At 37.1% G+C, this 2,883-nt stretch carries 2 protein-coding genes and 1 pseudogene; all 3 read left to right on the plus strand.

What is annotated here, in order from left to right; all coding sequences use genetic code 11:
- The first annotated feature begins 522 nt into the window (after window positions 1–522).
- On the plus strand, window positions 523–1,368 hold the full coding sequence (locus tag ACGLXV_RS11370; RefSeq protein ID WP_391558675.1) for an alpha/beta fold hydrolase: 846 nt from the start codon (window positions 523–525) through the stop codon (window positions 1,366–1,368).
- A 123-nt stretch (window positions 1,369–1,491) separates the two neighbouring features.
- The gene (locus tag ACGLXV_RS11375; protein WP_391558676.1) at window positions 1,492–2,160 is read left to right on the plus strand and encodes a zinc dependent phospholipase C family protein; all 669 of its coding nucleotides are present in this window, start codon (window positions 1,492–1,494) and stop codon (window positions 2,158–2,160) included.
- A gap of 271 nt (window positions 2,161–2,431) precedes the next feature.
- Window positions 2,432–2,719: pseudogene (locus ACGLXV_RS11380) on the plus strand (helix-turn-helix domain-containing protein); the annotation flags it as partial.
- Window positions 2,720–2,883 lie beyond the last annotated feature (164 nt).

The raw sequence follows: 2,883 nt of genomic DNA on the forward strand, positions 1-2,883 counted from the left end.
ATTATTGAACGGCTCGAAGAAAGGTTAAGATAAAGCAATTTTTATTATTATTCATTTATACAACATTTAAAATAGTAGAAAAGACCCCCTGGAAAAAGAGGCCGCTGAAAAAGTCCACTTTTTTAAAAATGAAAAATGATTAAAGAAAAATGAGCCTATAGAATCGCTTCTAAGGCTCGTTTGTCGTACAGGGAGACATTTTTGTCCCCCCTAAAAAAGCTCATTTTTCGAAAAGGACTACTTTTTCAGTGGCCTCTGGAAAAATGGGGGCTTTTCATTGTTTTAAAAACCATTATACTGTGGTTCCTGTTTTTCAATTTGACTTACTCGGGATTCTAAGGAATCGACAGGATATGAAAATGGTGGAGGCGCAGAATGTTTTAACTCATTTGGATACTAACAAAGAACTAGGGAATGATAACAATGTTTCTATACAAGAATCTAAAGCAAGAACATAATGAACGTTAATCCATTCATGATTAACGTAGCTTTTGAACTCTTTTGAGACTGAGGTGATCGGATATGGCCTTCATCATGGTGAACGGTTGCAGACTATATTTTACGGTTCAAGGTCAAGGGACACCCATCCTCTTTATCCATCCCCCAGTACTTACTCATTTCAATTTCAAGTACCAAGTGGAAGAATTATCAAAATATTTTCAGGTCATTACCTTTGATATACGAGGGCATGGAAGAAGTGCATTTTCGAAACAGCCATTGACTTATCCTTTGATTGTGGAGGATATGAAGCAATTATTAAATCATTTGGAAATTCAAAAAGCATTTATTTGCGGCTATTCTACAGGAGGATCCATCGTTCTTGAATTTTTACTGTCTCAGGCTGATCGAGCATGGGGTGGGATCGTGATTAGTGGGATGTCTGAAGTCAGCGATTGGTTTTTGAAAAATAAGATTGTATTAGGGATCACACTTGCCAAATCCAAAGCTCTGTTAGCACTAGCTTTGTCTACATCATGGACGAATACCAATACCAAGTCCTCATTTTGGAAAATGGTTAGGGAAGAGCAAAAGGGAAATACTCAAAATATTGAAGAATATTATCGATATAGCTTGTCCTATAATTGTACAAATCAATTAGGAAAAATTGAAACTCCCGTTTTATTAATCTATGGACAAAAAGACAAAGGATTTTATCGTTATGCCAAATTGATGCATGCCAAGTTGCCTAACAATGAATTGAAATGGATCGAAAATGTCAAGCATCAAATTCCCACGAAGGCCGCTTTTGAATTAAATGATTTAATGAAGCAGTTTATCTATACTCATAAGGAGCCGGAAGTAAATCGAATAATTCCTGCTTTTTTCTTGGAATCGGAGCCTCCATCCGAACATTCCATTGAAAGATAGACAATGAAACCAAAATAAGGGATACATGCCGATTATCCAGCTCGGTAAAGCTTAATTCAGATGATGTTTTGATCAAGTTAAGCAAGTTAAATTGGTTTATAAAATAAGGGTGTGACATGGAATTTGACATCATTTGACCATGCTTTCTGGACCTATTTTTTCACCCGTAAAAAGAAACCATATGTAAAGTGGTTTGTCATAGGTTCAGTATCTCCGGACTTGATATACTTTTTCGCTTTTGCTTATATGGGAATAAAAGAAGCTGTCCTTAACCCACAGCTCATATTTGAGTTAATCAAACTGGTGATATCCGGTTACTCTCCTGATGTATTATCTGACCAGTCGTTTCGTCGGATCAATCTTCTGTTTGGCAAAGTTTTCGCTGATCCGTATGTGGCAACTGTAAGAATGATCACACACTCCCTATTTTTATGGGGCATTGCATACTTTACACTGATTTGGACTAAAGGAGGGAAGCTAGGAGCTTCAAAAGCTTTTTTATTGGGATGGTGCGGTCATTTGATAGTCGATGTATTCACTCATGTGACAGATGCTGTTTCATTTCTTTTTCCGGTGAGCAATTGGACTTTACGAGGTCCGATATCTTACTGGAATCCTGATTTTTACGGACGCGAATTTTATCTTATCAATTTAGCTTTGACTGCATTCTCCATTATTTTTCTCTTTTATGAAGGAGTAAAGGAGAGATGGAAGAAAAGCATAGGGGGATTTTTATTCTCTCCCAAAAATGGTTACCGTTATCAAGCCTTAAAAAGAAGAATTAGACCATGATTGGCGAACGAGCAGAGGTTCACCCTGATATGCCCCGTACCAAATGGTTTCCATAGAGAAGAACCTGGTTCAACATACTGCTCTTTCGCTACTGTAATAAACAGGAAATGCATCATTTCAGCTATTTTCCCTAGGAATATTACCAAGTTTCATTATCCCAATCATATCCTCATCCATATCTCTTGACTAGGCTCCTTCCTCCTAGTGTTTATCAAACATCTTTGAATTAAAATGACTTCTTTTGGAAACGAATAAATCAGCTATAGAACAGCTTGTTGAAGAAAATCCTTACAGTCAATTCCTTATGATCGTGATGGGTGGAGTAAACCAATTGGAGCATGATCTCATTCGAATGCGTCAACGTGAGGGAATTAATCTTGCCAAGAAGGAAGGGAAATACCGTGGAAGAGTCAAGAAGTATCACCAAAAACATGCCGGGATTCACTATGCAGTAAAGCTTTATCAAGAAGGCAAAATGACTGTAAAGCAAATTTGTGAAATAACGAATGTCACAAGGTCAGCTTTGTATAGGCGATTATCCGAACTGGATAATAATTGAATTTTGTTCAGCTAACGGGCAGCAGATAGTTATAAATAACAAAAAAACACCGTTGGTAGGTGTTTTATAGCTGCGGCTATATCAAACGGTTTATATCTTTAGGTATTCGGCTAATTGATTGAAGGTTCCGGTAAATCCTTCCTGTACCATCTCTTGTGAAGAAA

The sequence above is a fragment of the Robertmurraya sp. genome, assembly GCF_036676585.1.
Classification (GTDB): Bacteria; Bacillota; Bacilli; order Bacillales; family Cytobacillaceae; genus Robertmurraya_A.